The organism is Falsochrobactrum shanghaiense (assembly GCF_003149535.1).
In the GTDB taxonomy this organism is placed as follows: Bacteria; Pseudomonadota; Alphaproteobacteria; order Rhizobiales; family Rhizobiaceae; genus Brucella; species Brucella shanghaiense.
In genome coordinates this window covers 456,484-470,833 of sequence record NZ_QGDB01000002.1, presented here as the reverse complement: position 1 = coordinate 470,833, position 14,350 = coordinate 456,484, and the positions used below count along the sequence as shown (strand labels likewise).

Genomic DNA, 14,350 nt, shown 5'->3' with positions numbered 1-14,350 from the left:
GTTCCTATCGCTGGCCCGAACGAATCCAGTCAAGACTGCGGACAACAATATCTTCGACCGGATCGGCAATATCGGCGCGGAAAACAAGCGGTTCACCGACAGGGCTCTCCAATGTCGCAAGCTGGCTTTCCAGCATGGCAACAGGCATGAAATGGCCGCTACGATGGCCCATATGCTCATGCAGCACTTCGAAGCTGCCATCGAGAAAGACAAACAGGAGCGGCCCGTCGCAAGCCGTGCGCAAGCGATCGCGATAGGTTTTTCTAAGCGCCGAACACGAAATGACAATGCCGTCTTTTGCCCCCGCGAGGCGAGCACCGATCTCATCCAGCCACGGCCAGCGATCTTCGTCCTGCAAGGGAATGCCCGAGGACATCTTCTCGATATTTGCTTTGGGGTGCAGTGAATCGCCTTCCAGAAAAGGCAGATCAAGGGCGTCCGCCAGCTTCTCGCCTATGGTCGATTTTCCCGAACCAGAAACGCCCATGACTATAATACGCAGCATCATGCCCTCACATGCTCAAATCTTGTCGCGGCATCAATAGGCAAAACCCGATCATTAACAAGTCCGAATTCCAAAGGGCGGCATCAAAATGTTTCAAGCTGGAGATTGACGCGCCCTGCAGCCCCGACAATATGCCGACGCATGACGGTGCGCGCGTGCAGAGGATCGCGCATGGCGATGGCATCGCGGATTTGCTCGTGTTCGCCAATGGTAAGCTCGACGATGTCCTTTAGCACCGCGCGGGCGCGTGCAGCCCTGATCGCCTGATTGATACGCTCGGCAATGAAGCCCAGGACATGTGGAAAATATTCATTATGGGTCGCGGCGGCGATAGCGCGATGAAAGGCCAGATCAGCGGAAATGCCTTCATCCGTCCATTTCTGCGCGCCGCTCATCTGTGCAAGTGCTGTATCAAGCCTGTGCAAATCATCTGCATCATGATGCACCGCAGCAAGTCCGGCTGCTTCAATTTCAAGCGCCATGCGCAATTGAAACAGGCTGCGGAAATTGTCGCGGTCAGCCAGCATTTCCGGCTCAATCCGGATGGCCTGCCGCCGCTCCGGCTCCATGACAAAAGCCCCGACGCCCTGTCGCGTTTCAATCAGCCCTTCATTGCGCAATTGCGCAATGGCTTCGCGGATGACCGAGCGGCTGACGCCGAAACCTTGCGCCAGACTATGCTCGGTCGGCAATTTATCTCCGGGTGCCCAATGACCTTCATCTATCTGCCGCATGATCTGCGTCGCGATGCGAGCGGGAAGCTGCTCGCCGCGCCTGATCTCGCCAAATATTCCTGCCTGTCCCGCATCCCGCCTTTTCGCCTTGAGTGACATTTTGTGCTTTTTCCTATTTCACCTGTCGCCCTGGAGCAGAAAACGGTTCCCAAGAGCTCGATATCAAGTTATCAGACAACATTACAAGTGCGCAAAGACAAAGGTGGTTTGTTCTTTCGCAATGACGAAGGATTGAGCTCCCTCCTTTGGCGTGCAGGGCTTTCATGGGAGATCCCGAAAGCGGATCGGACGGTGTGAGGAGGCTGTCGGATATGCATATTGCAATAATTGGCGCGGCGGGAATGATCGGGCGCAAGCTTGCTCAACGCATTGCCGCACAGGGCGCGCTTGGCGATCGTCCGGTTGAAAAGATGATACTCGTTGATGTGACAGCTGCCGAAGCGCCCGCAGGCTTCACCGGCGATGTTGTTTCGCTGGCAGCCGATATTTCCAGACCCGAAACTGCCGAAAAAATCATTGCCGCGCGGCCTGAGGTCATTTTCCATCTCGCGGCAATCGTCTCCGGTGAGGCGGAACTGGATTTCGACAAGGGTTATCGCATCAATCTTGACGGCACGCGCTATCTGTTCGATGCCATCCGCCACGCCCACCAGAAAGACGGCTACAGACCGCGCGTGGTCTTCACCTCATCGATTGCAGTGTTCGGCACACCGCTTCCCCAATCCATTCCGGACGATTTTCACACGACGCCGCTGACCAGCTATGGCGCGCAGAAAGCCATCGGCGAACTTCTTTTGTCCGATTATACACGCCGGGGATTTTTTGACGGCATTGGCATTCGCTTGCCCACAATCTGTATTCGTCCCGGCAAGCCGAACAAGGCGGCGTCGGGCTTCTTTTCCAATATATTGCGCGAACCGCTGGTGGGTCAGGAGGCTGTGCTGCCCGTGCCCGAAAATGTCCGGCACTGGCACACCTCGCCAAGATCGGCGGTCGGATTTCTCATTCATGCCGCCACTATTGACAGCGAAAAGATCGGTCCCCGCCGCAATCTTTCCATGCCGGGCCTAAGTGCCACAGTCGGCGAACAAATCGAAGCCTTGCGCCGGGTTGCCGGTGAAAAGGCGGTCAAGCTCATCCGCCATGAGCCGGACGAAGCGATCATGCGCATCGTTGCCGGATGGGCAGCCGGTTTCGAAGCAGATCGCGCCCGTGCGCTCGGCTTTACGGCGGAAACATCCTTCGATGAAATCATCAAGGCCCATATCGAAGATGAGATCGAAGCCCGGCCATGATGGACGGGCTTGCCTCCCCCTGTCACCCATAAAGACACCTCCAACCAATCATGAAACCGGGAGATATATCCGTGCTAGACAAAGCTGTTTTGAACTCGACCCTGATCCTGCCTGAAGACAGTTCTTCGGCGCTGCTGATCGGACGCGTCTGGTCCAAAGCCGAAAATGGTCCCTGCCCTGTCCTCGTCTCGAATGGGCAGGTACACGACCTTTCCAGCCTTTCCGCAACCGTCTCGGGTTTGCTGGAACGCAAGACGCTCGTGAATGAACTGAAAGATGCAGGCCGTTTCACTGCCCTTGGCGCGCTGGATGATTTTCTGTCAGGCGAGAAAGGCGAATTGCTCGCCCCGATCGATTTTCAGGCAATCAAGGCCGCGGGCGTGACTTTCGCCGATAGCATGCTTGAGCGCGTCATCGAGGAGCAGGCCAAGGGCGACCCTACCCGCGCGCGCGAAATTCGCGAACGGCTTGCACCGGTCATTGGCGATAATCTGCGCGGCGTGGAAGCAGGCTCTGAAAAGGCGGCTCAGGTGAAGGCGCTTTTGCAGGAAATGGGGCTTTGGTCACAATATCTGGAAGTCGGCATCGGGCCTGACGCGGAAATCTTCACCAAATCCCAGCCCATGTCCGCTGTCGGTTGCGGCGCGACCGTCGGTATCCTGCCGATTTCCGAATGGAACAATCCTGAACCGGAAGTGGTTCTCGCGATTGCATCCGATGGCCGCATTGTAGGCGCCACATTGGGCAATGATGTCAATCTGCGCGATGTCGAAGGCCGTTCCGCATTGCTGCTTGGTAAAGCCAAGGACAATAACGCCTCCTGCGCCATTGGTCCTTTCATTCGCCTGTTCGATGGCGATTTCACCATGGACGTGCTGCGCAAGCTCAAGCTCTCGCTCAAGGTTCATGGCGAGGATGGCTTCGAAATGACGGGTGAAAGCCCGATGGAGGCAATCAGCCGCGACCCGGAAGATCTTGCCGGGCAGATGATGAACCGCAATCATCAATATCCAGACGGCGCCGTTCTTTTCCTTGGGACCATGTTCGCCCCGGTAAAGGACCGCCGCGGCGCGGGTCAGGGCTTCACCCATGAAATTGGCGACCTTGTGGAGATTTCGACGCCCAAGCTGGGAAGTCTCATCAACCGGGTTGATCGCACCGACAAGTGCCCGGAATGGACATTCGGCATTCGTGCGCTGATTCGAAACCTGCAGGAACGCAAGCTGCTCGACCGGATCTGATCTGGATTTCGAGCATAAAACGCTCTATTAAAAACACCGCATATCCCTATGGATATGCGGTGTTTTTTATCGATAATTCCGTTTAGCCTTCAGGGAAGAAAGCAAAGCGGATAATGAACAATATAGCGACGATCCAGGTTGCCGGATGCACTTCGCGCACCCTGCCCGTAGCGGTTTTCAGCACGACATAGCTGATGAAGCCAAAAGCAAGGCCGTTGGCAATCGAATAGGTGAACGGGATTGCCAGGGCAGTCAAGGCAGCCGGGGCAGCATCCGTGATCTCGTCCCAGTTGATTTCCGAGAGTTCGCGCATCATCAGGCAGGCGACGTAGATCAGCGCCGGAGCAGTCGCATAAGCAGGCACGGAACCTGCGAGCGGCGAGATGAACAAGGCGGCCAGAAACAGCACGGCGACGACGAGAGCCGTCAGCCCCGTCCGTCCGCCTGCCTGTACGCCCGATGCGCTTTCCGCATAGGCCGTGGTCGATGAAGTGCCCAGAAGCGAGCCGCCGAGAATTGCGGTGCTGTCGGCAAACAAGGCGCGGTTCAGACGGTTGGGCTTGCCCGGCTCGATCAGACCGCCGCGCTTTGCGACGCCGATCAGCGTTCCCGTTGCATCGAAGACTTCGACCAGAACGAATACGAGAATGACATGGATGATGCCGGTATGCAGCGCGCCTAGTATGTCGAGTTGCAGGAGGGTCGGCGCAAGGCTGGGCGGTGCGGAGAAAACGCCACCGAACTGGCTGATGCCCAGAAGGATGGAAATGATCGTGACGACCAGAACGCCGATCAGGATAGAGCCGCGCACTTTGAGTGCGTCGAGGGCGGCAATGATGAAGAAGCCCAGGATGGCGAGCAGCGTACCCGAATGGGTCAGATCGCCCAGCGCAACGAGCGTTGCCTCATTGGCCACGACGATGCCTGCGCTCTTTAGCCCGATGAGCGCCAGAAACATGCCGATACCGGCGGCAATGGCGCTGCGCAGCGAAACCGGAATGCCATCGACCAGCCAGCGGCGGACGCCGGTAACGGTCAACAGCAGGAAGATCACGCCGGAAATGAAGACCGCTCCGAGCGCCTGCTGCCATGTAAAGCCCATCGCGCCCACAACCGTGAAAGCGAAGAAGGCATTGAGGCCCATGCCCGGCGCCATGCCGATCGGCCAATTGGCGACGAAGGCCATCACAAACGAACCGAGCGCTGCGGCAAGGCAGGTCGCCACGAAGACCGCATTGCGGTCCATTCCTGTAGTGGACAAAATATCCGGGTTGACGAAAATAATATAGGACATGGTCAGGAAGGTCGTCAGACCCGCGATCACTTCCGTTCTAACGGACGTGCCATGTTCTCGTAGTTTGAACAGCTTTTCGAGCATAGTTCCTCCAGGCAGAAATTGCGCTCCTCAGCTCCCCGCCTCCGATATGCAGCCGACATACGGGCTGTCCGCATCATCAGTTTGGAGCAACCTCAAGCGATTGCCGAATTGTTAGCCGCTTGCGCATGTCACGCACGCGGATTGTTCCCCATACACCCATTGCACACAAAAGCACAGTTCTGTCGCAAGAATGCCTATTTATTGACACGATTTAACTTGGACCGGCAGGACAAATAGCGCCAGCCCGTCATTTCTGTAAATTTTTTGAAAGAATTTCAAGAAAATGCAGGATGTCCTGGCCGGAATTTTGATCCGGGCGACTGATCCGGCATGCTTGCGAAAACGCGTGCAAGGAGCGATTCGCAGCTTCTCCCATCGGGGTGATGGAGGAAATGAGCATTTTTCGGCAAAAGTTTAAAACGCTTGTGCAGGGGAATCACTTCACCGCGCTGATTTATTTTCCTGCTTCGAGCAGTCGGACAATGCAGTAAAACAAATAAAAAAAGCGTCGGGACTGGAGACCGACGCTTTTACCTTGTTTTTGTTTCCGTTATGGGGCGATCATTTATCAGCCGCACCATACGAAATTACCTGCCGAAAACTGCGCTCTGGATCTGGGAACGCGATACACCAATATCGGCAAGAAGATAGTCGTCCATCGCACCCAGTTCACGGACGGCGCGGCGGCGGGATACATACTGTTGGACTTTCTGACGGATGTTCATTTGCTTTCTCCTCGTTGGATGATCTTTAAATAAGCTTTTGCCCAAAAAATCACCACGGATATGATTGCAAATGAGGCATGCATTTTCGCTGATGCTGCCGGTCTTGAATTGGCCGCAATCGCCTACGTCATAAGGTCTTGGCGCACATTGAGCCCCTCCCGCGCCATAAATACGAAAATGCCTTTTGCCAATTCGGAGCTGATGGATTAGGGCAGAGAAATACGCCCCCGCATTTTCTGGACGCCGCCATGCTTTACGGTATTTTTCTGGCCTTTGCCTCCTACGCCGCTTTCGCCATCAGTGACGCCTGCGTCAAATTCATCGACGGCACGCTTTCTCCCTATGAAACGGCATTTTTTGGAGCCGTGCTGGGGCTTCTGGCGATCCCCTTCACCAAGAAGCGAGACGATGCCTGGTCCGATATGTTCCGCAGCAGCAATATGAAATTATGGCTGCTGCGCACCGTGACCGCCACCATGGGCGTTATCGGCAGTGTCGTCGCCTTCACGCATCTTTCCATGGCTGAAGCTTTCGCGCTGATTTTCCTCCTGCCAACCTTCGTCACCATCTTGTCGGTCCTCTTTCTTAAAGAGCAGGTCGGCTGGCGGCGCTGGTCAGCCGTCGCGATCGGGTTTCTGGGCGTTCTGATCGTGCTTCGGCCGGGGTTCCGCGAGCTTTCGATCGGCCATCTTGGGGCGCTGGGCGGCGGCTTTGGCGGTGCAATGAGCATCATCATCTTCCGCGTGATGGGCAAGCATGAAAAGCGCATCTCGCTTTATACCGCTGGTCTTATCGGCCCGATCATCATTTGCGGGCTTCTGATGATCCCCTCCTATCAGGCACCGGATTTGCTCCAATGGACCTATCTCGCAGGCTATGGCCTTCTGGCGGCGCTCGCCAATATTTTGCTGATGCTTGCAGCGCAGCGCGCGCCCGCCAGCGCCATTGCCACCCCGCAATATAGCCAGATGCTCTGGGCGATCCTGTTCGGCTATTTCATCTTCAACGATCATATCGACCTGCCGATGCTGATCGGTATCGTACTCATTACCGTCTCCGGTCTTTTCACCTTCATCCGCGAACGCGAACGCGGTGTGGAAGGCCCTCCGGCGGTTACTTCTCTTGAGGCTGCTCCGGCCCTGATTGAAGATGCACAAAGCTGATCCATTCAAGGCGGATTTCAGATATAAGGCACTCAATTGAGTCCGGTATCGAGCTTCCGGGCATCTTGTGAGAATGTGATCCTGGAGGACGAGAAAATGACAGAGAAGCGGGCTATGTGGACCTATTACAAGGGCGAATGGCATGAGGGCGATGTTCGTATTCTGGGCGCAGCATCCCATGCGACGTGGCTCGGCTCGCTCGTATTCGACGGTGCGCGCCTGTTTGAAGGCGTCACGCCCGATCTTGATCGCCATTGCGCCCGCGCCAATGACTCAGCCCGCGCCCTGGGGCTGGAGCCAGCGCTCTCGACACAGGATATTGAGGCATTGGCGCGCGAAGGGCTAAAAAAATTCGGCCCCGGAACAGATGTCTATATCCGCCCCATGTATTGGGCGGAAGAAGGCGACGCCAGCACGGTTGCCGCCCTGCCCGAATCCACCGACTTCGCCCTATGCCTTGAAGCCATCCCGATGGTGGAGCCCAAAGGCTTTACGATCACGACGACTTCGTTCCGCAGGCCCTATCTCGAAGTCATGCCGGTCAATGCAAAAGCCGCCTGCCTCTATCCCAATAATGCGCGCATGCTGCGCGAGGCGAAGGCGAAAGGCTTCCACAATGCACTGGTGACCGATGTGCTCGGAAATGTTGCAGAAACTGCAACCTCGAATGTCTTCATGGTGCGCGGCGGAGAGGTTTTCACCCCTGTTCCCAATGGCACCTTCCTCAACGGCATTACGCGGCAGCGGGTAATCGGGCTTCTGCGCGAGGCAGGTGTGAGCGTCCACGAAACGACGTTGAAAATTCAGGACTTTCGCGAAGCGGACGAAATCTTCTCCAGCGGAAATTTAAGCAAGGTCGTGCCGATTATCGGCTTCGACGACCGGGCACTTGCCTATGGTCCGGTGACAAAACGCGCTCGCGCGCTCTACTGGGAATGGGCGCATAGCTGATCGGCAAAGACGCATCCCTGATGCTTGAGCATAGCCCTCTTTTTCTTTCGATCGCGATCATCGCAGCCTTTCTGGTCGGGCTTTCGAAAGGCGGCCTGCCTTCGGTCGGCACTCTTGCGGTGCCGCTGATGGCGCTGGTTATTTCGCCGGTAACGGCGGCCGCACTCTTGCTGCCCATCTATGTCATCAGCGATATGTTCGGCCTTTATCTCTACCGCCGCCATTACTCGGCGCGAAATCTGGCGATCATGATACCGGCGGCAATTATCGGCATTGGTATCGGCTGGCTGTTCAGCTCCCATCTTTCCGGCAAATTCATCGGCATGCTGGTGGGGTTGATCGGCATCTTCTTTTGCCTGAATGCCTGGATCGGCGCGCGCTATCGCCGACAGGCCCGCAAGGCCGATATACCGCGCGGGGTTTTCTGGGGCGCGCTGACCGGGCTGACCAGCTTCGTATCGCATTCCGGCGGTCCGCCTTTCCAGATATATGTGCTGCCGCAGCGTCTGGAAAAACTGGTCTTTGCCGGAACATCGACGATCCTTTTCGCGGTCGTCAACGCGGTCAAGCTCGTTCCTTATTGGGAAATGCAGCAGTTCTCCCGCCTCGACTGGGGATTGGGCTACTGGCTGATTCCGGCTGCTGTCATCGGCACTTTTGCCGGCGCAAAACTAACCCGCATCATGCCGGACGGCCCCTTCTTTCTTCTCGTGCAGCTTGCGCTTTTCGGCTTGTCCATAAAGCTGATTGCCGACTGGACTCTGTCATTTTTCGGGTAGATTATTTCCGCTTGCCAACGCTCGCCACCTCCGTCACCATATCCTTGCGTGGCTGAAAAACGGAGACGCATCATGGTCGAGCTGGCAAACAATATCGATAACCTGGAATATATCATCTCCAAGGCACGCGAATATGATGTGCAGGTGCCGACCGTCGATGAAAACTCCGGTTCCAATGCCGCCGATGATGGCGATGTCGATATTTTCGACGCCTCGCCCGACAATCCGACCCGCAAGGAACTGGTCGCGGCAATCCGTTCTCTCAATGAAGATCAGAAAATGGAACTTCTGGCCTTGATGTGGGTGGGGCGCGGGGATTTCAGCGCCGATGAGTGGGAAGATGCATTGAATATGGCAAGCGAACGCCACAATGGGCGCGAGGCGAAATACCTTCTCGGAACGCCCCTTCTGGGCGACTATATAGAGGAAGGTCTGGTTGCGCTGGGAATAGACGTCGAGACATATGAGAACGAATAAACCGGCGCCGCATTGTGCGCTTCGACTGGCACTATTAGCAGCTTAATCGAATCGCGAAACAGGCCGATTATAGGCGCGTACCCCCGGCCTGTTCCTTGACGGCAAGCTAGAGCATGTCTCCCAAAAGTGGGTACCGGTTTTGGGATAAAGACATGCGTAAAAACAAACAGTTAAAGCGTGTTGTATAAATCCGATAAAACGCAACACGCTTTAAGCTCAATTTCTGGCCGTCAAGGAATGGGTTAAACACGTCGCTGATGCCGATGAAGCCATAAATTTTCTGCCTTGCTGTAGAATTGCGCATAGCTGCCATCATCCGCGCCCTGCACTGTCATCAAGGCCAAAGCTGTCGTGGCGATGATGGTGTATTGCGCCCGCTGGTCTGTGGCGGCCCCCGACCAGACGGCTTGCCAATATTCGAAAGTGCTCAGGCCCACATGGCTGTCCCCATCGGCCTTCGATAAGGTCGGCAGCAGCAAATCCGTTTTTTCACCATTGATCAGCCGGTGTATCGCATGCGGGCGATGGGGGACGAGTTCCGCCACGTCGCGGCTCGTCGAAACAACCGATACAGATTGCCGCTCGAGCAGGGCTGCGGCATCGCGGTGAAGCTCACGATAGGCTGGCTGCGTGACGCCGAGGAAGGACGCTGAAAGCCGCATGGGGTTGAGCAGATGGACCAGACTGTTAATTGACGATCGCGATTCAAATAATGGATAGAGCGCAAGCAGCGCATGAATTTGCGGCGCAAACCCTGCCAGGGGCATAAAGCAGATATGGCGTGCCGCCAGTGCCGTTTTCGCCTGTGCCAGCGATGTTGCAACTGGTATGTCGACCGCTTCCGCTGCCAGTTCCAGCTTGCCGGAAAGCTCGCCTGTCCCGTAATTGCCATGAAGGACGACAGGATAACCCGCGCGCGCGACCAGCAAAGCCGCCAGTATGAACCATGGAGACTGCCGCGAATTGGCTGAAAGATGCGCGGGCCAGTCGAGGGCCGGTGAGCGCATGCCCGTATCGGTGGAATAATATCTATGGGCCGCACGCGCCATCCCGGCAAGCTCGGGCGCTGTTTCCCCGCGATAATGAATGAGGCGCAGCAAGGCGCTTATCTGCATGGGATCAGCTTCACCCGCAAGGATCGTTGTGAATGCATCTTCCGCCTCATCGATATGAAGGGGGCGGGTATGGCCGACTTTACGTCCCGTTACTGCGATATATTTTGCCAGTCGCCGGGCAGGATCGTTCTCTGTATGAATGAACGCAAATTGCGCGGCGACATGTTCCGGGGATGGGTGGTTTTCCAGTTGGACAATCTTGCGAAGGCCAAGGCGCGGCGGCGCGCCCATGATGCTTTTATGCTTCCAGCCCTCATGGGCATCGCGCGAGGCGGTTGGAGCATCGGCGCCGCCAAGGTTCATGAGAGCCTCTGCCTCATTGGCAAGATGGCGAAGCCTGCTGCGAAGCGCCTCTGCTTTAGGCGTGGCAATCATGCTGCGCCCGGAGCGGACTAAGATAGGATCGTCGAATTTTTCACGAATCTGGCCAAGCAGGCGGCTCATGGCGGCGGTGCTTACCCCCATTTGTTTTGCCGCCCCGCCGACGCTCCCCTCAACGAGCAGCGCATCCAATGCGATTAACAGCCGCAATTGCCCCAAAGGCGCTGCTTCAACCCCTGCCTGCGTTTTCTCAGGCTTACCCATCGAATCCTCCATATAGGCTTAGTTGCGGTTTTTGCAATTTGGAACTCTTTTAAAACATGATCCTTGACGTCATCTTATTGCCATACATAAGGAGAGCGTAAAGCTCAACTTTAACGGTGACAAATATGACCAGCTTGTTTCGGGGATTGTGTATCGAAGATGCGCAGAGCGGGCAGTCGATCCGCAGATCGCTCTTCATAAAGGCTGTTTTTGCAGGTACATGTCTTTCGACGGCACTCATTCTTGGTAATACGACAACTCTTGCGCAAAATGCATCAAACACAGATGCAACCAGCAATGAAGCTGCGCAGGCCACGACGAATGGTGGCGGAATTGTACTCGATCAGATCGTTGTTACGGCGTCCTCGATCGCAACGACCGCAAAGGATGCGCCAGCAAGCATCTCTGTTCTGAGCCAGGAAAAACTACAGCAAAGAGCAGCACCCGATATAACGGAAGCATTGCGAACCGTACCGGGCGTCAATGTCGGTTTTGGAAGTGATGGAACCCGCGGTATCAGTATGCGCGGCATGGGCAGCGGATACACGCTTATTCTTATTGATGGAAAGCGCGTAAATGCTGGCCTTACAACCTTGCGTCACTACAATGGCGATCTTGACTGGATTCCTGTTGACGCGATCGAGCGGGTCGAAATCGTTCGTGGTCCAATGTCCACGCTGTACGGATCAGATGCATTGGGTGGTGTGGTAAATATTATCACCAAGAAATCTAAAGATAGCTGGACGGGATCCCTCACCACTGAATGGATTCAACCTGAGAGCAAATCAACGGGTGTCACCAAAAAAGTAAGCGCATATGTAAGTGGGCCTATTGTTCCCGATGAGCTGACTTTCACAGCTTACGGCAGTATCGGTAGACAAAAACCCTCTAATCCGACAGAGCATGATGACATCCAGACGCCGCGCGGCGTCGATGATTATGACATTACGGCAAAATTCTCCTGGACCCCCACTTCCAACCAATTGTTTGAAGTTGAAGGAAGCACAGGGCAGGAGAAATATCGTCCTTATCTAGCTGACGGTGAGATCGATACGAGTAAGACCTCTATCCGCCGCACTACGGGCTCCCTCCGGCATGTGGGCGAATGGGATTTTGGCACATCGACGATCACGGCATTTATCGAAAATGCCGATAACCATCACAATACTATTGACCGGAGTGGCGTTGTAACCGGTGACACGACCATCAATGTGCGCAGCTATACGCTGGACGGCAAACTTTCAATGCCGTTGGATTTCTGGTTTGAACAGGATTTGACGATTGGCGGTGAACTTCGTTACGAAGAAATGAGTGATCCGGAAAACCTTGGAAAAGCCAACTCTGTAACCGGAACCACTGGCTCCACTGAAACGAGCATGTGGACCGGGGCAATATTTGTCGAAGACCAGATCAAGCTTCGTGAAGATCTGAAATTGACAGCTGGCCTTCGTATTGATCAGCACGAGAAATTCGGCACCCACGCAAGCCCTCGTGTCTATCTAAATTATGATTTCAACGACAATCTGACTTTCAAGGCCGGGTGGGCGCAGGCATTCAAGGCGCCAAATATGCGCCAGCTGAATCCGAACTGGGTACAGACGTCTCGGGGTCGCGGTTGCGGTGCCGTTGGTGGCCCTTGCGAAATGGTTGGCAATCCGGACCTGAAGCCGGAAACGAGCAACAGCTTCGAGCTTGGCGGCGTTTATCAGCAAAGCATATGGGAAGCCAGCCTGACCTATTTCTATAATGAAATTGACGACAAGATCACCTCGGCCCGCCAAGCGTCGCTTATAACGGGCGAAGGCACCAAATATGTGCAACAGGTCAATATCGACCGCGCTCGCACACAAGGGTTGGAAGGCGGATTGACGGTCTATCCTCATCAGGACTGGACCTGGACGAACTCATTTACCTACCTGTTTGAATCCAAAAACCTTGAAACAGGAATGCCTCTTTCCGCGGATCCGGAATACTCGGTCCATTCGGAAGTCACCTGGCAGGCGCGTGAAGACTTCAGCGTTACTGGCTCAGTCGATTATTATGGCAAGCAGGTTGATTATGTTCTGTCCCCTGAAACACTTGTAGCCCAGAACGTATCACCCTACGCGGTTGCCAATGTTTCCTTCAAATATGATCCTACGGAACATGTAACTCTCCGCCTCGGCGTGAACAATATTTTCGATAAACAGCCGAAGACAGAATCTAATTACGTTGAGAACGGCAGAAGCTACTTCATCTCTCTCACATCGAAATTTTGATTAAATACTGCTGATCGGTGGGCTGGCGATTGCTTCAATCGCCAGCTCTTATTTACGGTGTGATCCATTCAAATGGTATCACCGCTGAATCCTCTGGTTAGGCCAAAAAGCAGAAATTTTAACTTCCTGCTTTGACTGGAAGAAAACCAGACTATAAAGCACAGGATTGATAGAAGGACCGAATACCATGTTGAACCTCAGCCGGCACATATCCCGTCTCTGCGGTGCAGTATTTGTCGCAGCCGCCCTCGCCTCTGCGGCCAGCGCTGCCGACATCAACATCAAGCACGCCCAGGGCGAAACGGCCGTTCCTGCCAATCCGCAAAAGGTCGTGGTGTTCGACTTTGCAACGCTCGACAATCTTGACCGCCTCGGCGTCGAGATAATCGGCATTCCAAGCAATATCGCTTTTCCAGACTATCTGAAAAAATATGAAGGCGATGATTACACCAAGGTCGGCACGCTGTTTGAACCCGATTATGAAGCGGTCAATGCCGCTGAACCCGATCTGATCATCGTCGGCGGTCGCTCTGCGGCAAAATATGCTGAACTGGCAAAGATCGCCCCCACGATCGATCTGACGGTGGATGCCAAGAACTTCGTTTCCGATGTCGAAGCCAATGTCGAAAAGCTCGGTCGGATTTTTGACAAGGAAACGGAAGCCAAGGCCGAAGTCGAAAAGCTCGATGCGGCAATCAAGGCCCTGCATGAAAAAGCTGCCGGAAAAGGCAAGGGCCTGATGATCCTCACCTCTGGCGGCAAAATGAGCGCCTATGGCCCCGGATCGCGTTTTGGCACGCTGCACGATGAATTCGGCATCGAACCGGCGGCACCTGATCTTTCCATCGGCAATCATGGCCAGCCAATCAGCGCGGAATTCCTGCTGGAAGCCAATCCTGACTGGTTGTTCGTCATTGATCGCGATGCTGCGATCGGCCGTGAAGGCAATTCGGCCAAACAGCTTCTCGACAACGACCTCGTCCGCCAGACCAACGCTTCGAAGAATGACCAGATCGTCTATCTGGTCTCGCAGAACTGGTATCTCGTCGGAGGCGGCCTGGGTGCGATGCACAACAATATCGAGCAGCTGTCGCAGGCTTTCGACAAGGCGAAATAATCAATAACGACCCAGTCCATGCGGGCC

Annotated in this window: 13 protein-coding genes; 8 read left to right on the top strand and 5 right to left on the bottom strand. The window is 55.1% G+C overall.

Going from position 1 to position 14,350, the window contains the following annotated elements:
• Nucleotides 1-4 precede the first annotated feature (4 nt).
• Nucleotides 5-505 carry a gluconokinase gene (locus DKP76_RS06060; protein ID WP_109705863.1) on the bottom strand — a complete coding sequence of 167 codons (501 nt, stop codon included), beginning with the start codon at nucleotides 503-505 and terminating at the stop codon, nucleotides 5-7.
• An 83-nt stretch (nucleotides 506-588) separates the two neighbouring features.
• Nucleotides 589-1,338, bottom strand: a complete 750-nt coding sequence (locus DKP76_RS06055; RefSeq protein ID WP_199224757.1) for a FadR/GntR family transcriptional regulator — start codon at nucleotides 1,336-1,338, stop codon at nucleotides 589-591.
• 212 nt (nucleotides 1,339-1,550) lie between these two features.
• Here DKP76_RS06055 and denD point away from each other — a divergent pair, with 212 nt between their 5' ends.
• Together denD and DKP76_RS06045 are read left to right on the top strand one after the other, a co-directional pair.
• Nucleotides 1,551-2,534, top strand: coding sequence for a D-erythronate dehydrogenase (gene denD / locus DKP76_RS06050; RefSeq protein WP_109705543.1), 984 nt, complete (start codon nucleotides 1,551-1,553; stop codon nucleotides 2,532-2,534).
• 71 nt (nucleotides 2,535-2,605) lie between these two features.
• Nucleotides 2,606-3,775: a fumarylacetoacetate hydrolase family protein gene (locus tag DKP76_RS06045; RefSeq protein ID WP_245410154.1), complete on the top strand. Its 1,170-nt coding sequence runs from the start codon at nucleotides 2,606-2,608 to the stop codon at nucleotides 3,773-3,775.
• Between the two features lie 82 nt (nucleotides 3,776-3,857).
• Here the strand turns inward: DKP76_RS06045 and DKP76_RS06040 are convergent, their stop codons facing one another.
• Together DKP76_RS06040 and DKP76_RS06035 are read right to left on the bottom strand one after the other, a co-directional pair.
• Nucleotides 3,858-5,153, bottom strand: a complete 1,296-nt coding sequence (locus DKP76_RS06040; RefSeq protein ID WP_109705541.1) for an NCS2 family permease — start codon at nucleotides 5,151-5,153, stop codon at nucleotides 3,858-3,860.
• Nucleotides 5,154-5,740: 587 nt separating this feature from the next.
• Nucleotides 5,741-5,878 carry a DUF1127 domain-containing protein gene (locus DKP76_RS06035; RefSeq protein WP_109705540.1) on the bottom strand — a complete coding sequence of 46 codons (138 nt, stop codon included), beginning with the start codon at nucleotides 5,876-5,878 and terminating at the stop codon, nucleotides 5,741-5,743.
• Nucleotides 5,879-6,126: 248 nt separating this feature from the next.
• Between DKP76_RS06035 and DKP76_RS06030 the strand changes: the two genes are divergently transcribed.
• The 4 genes from DKP76_RS06030 (at nucleotide 6,127) to DKP76_RS06015 (ending at nucleotide 9,248) form a co-directional block, all read left to right on the top strand.
• Nucleotides 6,127-7,041: a DMT family transporter gene (locus DKP76_RS06030; protein ID WP_109705539.1), complete on the top strand. Its 915-nt coding sequence runs from the start codon at nucleotides 6,127-6,129 to the stop codon at nucleotides 7,039-7,041.
• A gap of 96 nt (nucleotides 7,042-7,137) precedes the next feature.
• The gene (locus DKP76_RS06025) at nucleotides 7,138-7,992 is read left to right on the top strand and encodes a branched-chain amino acid aminotransferase (RefSeq protein WP_109705538.1); all 855 of its coding nucleotides are present in this window, start codon (nucleotides 7,138-7,140) and stop codon (nucleotides 7,990-7,992) included.
• Nucleotides 7,993-8,012: 20 nt separating this feature from the next.
• A complete protein-coding gene (locus tag DKP76_RS06020) occupies nucleotides 8,013-8,771 on the top strand; it encodes a sulfite exporter TauE/SafE family protein (RefSeq protein WP_109705537.1) in 759 nt (252 codons plus the stop codon).
• A 72-nt stretch (nucleotides 8,772-8,843) separates the two neighbouring features.
• Nucleotides 8,844-9,248, top strand: coding sequence for a DUF3775 domain-containing protein (locus DKP76_RS06015; protein ID WP_109705536.1), 405 nt, complete (start codon nucleotides 8,844-8,846; stop codon nucleotides 9,246-9,248).
• Nucleotides 9,249-9,490: 242 nt separating this feature from the next.
• On the opposite strand, the gene DKP76_RS06010 is transcribed toward DKP76_RS06015, so the two are convergent.
• Nucleotides 9,491-10,948: a glycosyl transferase family protein gene (locus tag DKP76_RS06010; protein WP_245410153.1), complete on the bottom strand. Its 1,458-nt coding sequence runs from the start codon at nucleotides 10,946-10,948 to the stop codon at nucleotides 9,491-9,493.
• A gap of 125 nt (nucleotides 10,949-11,073) precedes the next feature.
• Between DKP76_RS06010 and DKP76_RS06005 the strand changes: the two genes are divergently transcribed.
• Nucleotides 11,074-13,206 carry a TonB-dependent receptor domain-containing protein gene (locus DKP76_RS06005; RefSeq protein WP_109705534.1) on the top strand — a complete coding sequence of 711 codons (2,133 nt, stop codon included), beginning with the start codon at nucleotides 11,074-11,076 and terminating at the stop codon, nucleotides 13,204-13,206.
• A 187-nt stretch (nucleotides 13,207-13,393) separates the two neighbouring features.
• Nucleotides 13,394-14,323 carry a siderophore ABC transporter substrate-binding protein gene (locus tag DKP76_RS06000; RefSeq protein ID WP_109705533.1) on the top strand — a complete coding sequence of 310 codons (930 nt, stop codon included), beginning with the start codon at nucleotides 13,394-13,396 and terminating at the stop codon, nucleotides 14,321-14,323.
• Nucleotides 14,324-14,350: the final 27 nt, after the last annotated feature.

Bases quoted from the DNA above. Each gene is read 5' to 3' on its own strand.
- DKP76_RS06060 (WP_109705863.1), bottom strand. From the start codon at position 505: ATGCTGCGTATTATAGTCATGGGCGTTTCTGGTTCGGGAAAATCGACC.
- DKP76_RS06055 (WP_199224757.1), bottom strand. From the start codon at position 1,338: ATGTCACTCAAGGCGAAAAGGCGGGATGCGGGACAGGCAGGAATATTT.
- denD (WP_109705543.1), top strand. From the start codon at position 1,551: ATGCATATTGCAATAATTGGCGCGGCGGGAATGATCGGGCGCAAGCTT.
- DKP76_RS06040 (WP_109705541.1), bottom strand. From the start codon at position 5,153: ATGCTCGAAAAGCTGTTCAAACTACGAGAACATGGCACGTCCGTTAGA.
- DKP76_RS06035 (WP_109705540.1), bottom strand. From the start codon at position 5,878: ATGAACATCCGTCAGAAAGTCCAACAGTATGTATCCCGCCGCCGCGCC.
- DKP76_RS06030 (WP_109705539.1), top strand. From the start codon at position 6,127: ATGCTTTACGGTATTTTTCTGGCCTTTGCCTCCTACGCCGCTTTCGCC.
- DKP76_RS06025 (WP_109705538.1), top strand. From the start codon at position 7,138: ATGACAGAGAAGCGGGCTATGTGGACCTATTACAAGGGCGAATGGCAT.
- DKP76_RS06020 (WP_109705537.1), top strand. From the start codon at position 8,013: ATGCTTGAGCATAGCCCTCTTTTTCTTTCGATCGCGATCATCGCAGCC.
- DKP76_RS06015 (WP_109705536.1), top strand. From the start codon at position 8,844: ATGGTCGAGCTGGCAAACAATATCGATAACCTGGAATATATCATCTCC.
- DKP76_RS06010 (WP_245410153.1), bottom strand. From the start codon at position 10,948: ATGGGTAAGCCTGAGAAAACGCAGGCAGGGGTTGAAGCAGCGCCTTTG.
- DKP76_RS06005 (WP_109705534.1), top strand. From the start codon at position 11,074: ATGACCAGCTTGTTTCGGGGATTGTGTATCGAAGATGCGCAGAGCGGG.
- DKP76_RS06000 (WP_109705533.1), top strand. From the start codon at position 13,394: ATGTTGAACCTCAGCCGGCACATATCCCGTCTCTGCGGTGCAGTATTT.